Origin of the sequence: Bacteroides muris (ex Fokt et al. 2023) (assembly GCF_024704895.1) — a bacterium.
GTDB classification, from domain to species: Bacteria; Bacteroidota; Bacteroidia; order Bacteroidales; family Bacteroidaceae; genus Bacteroides; species Bacteroides muris.
This window is the reverse complement of record NZ_JAMZEE010000125.1, coordinates 1-498: the sequence shown is the minus strand read 5'-3', so window position 1 is coordinate 498 and position 498 is coordinate 1. Positions and strand designations below refer to the sequence as shown.

General features: G+C 34.7%; 1 pseudogene. It reads left to right on the top strand.

Annotation, left to right across the window (positions count from 1 at the left end):
* Positions 1-137: 137 nt before the first annotated feature.
* Positions 138-431: pseudogene (locus M1B78_RS18545) on the top strand (beta-galactosidase); the annotation flags it as partial.
* Positions 432-498: the final 67 nt, after the last annotated feature.

Genomic DNA, 498 nt, shown 5'->3' with positions numbered 1-498 from the left:
AAATAACCTACTGATTTACAATATATTATTCGTTGCAATAACGTTTATCTTCAATAAATTTTAAACAGCTTCTAAAAGGAATAAGGGTGGAGAGGGGATTTTGTGTCTTCGGTATGTGAACTAATAAATACAGACCAATGAAAAACAAGATTGTCTTTCTTTTTTTTACTCTGCTATTCATCAATTGGCCAGTAAATTCGGCTGCTTCTAAGGAAACTTTTGAGATAGGTAAACGTACTTTTTTACTGAATGGGGAACCTTTTGTGGTAAAAGCGGCGGAATTGCATTATGCACGTATTCCCGAACCATATTGGGAACATCGGATTCTAATGTGTAAGGCACTTGGAATGAACACTATCTGTCTTTATGTCTTTTGGAATTTTCATGAACAGAAAGAAGGGGAGTTCGATTTTGCCGGTGATAAGAAACTGTTTAAAAATTACACAATAATTTTGTTAAGCATGATTTTGCAGAAAGCAAGTTGAACCATAGGCTCTG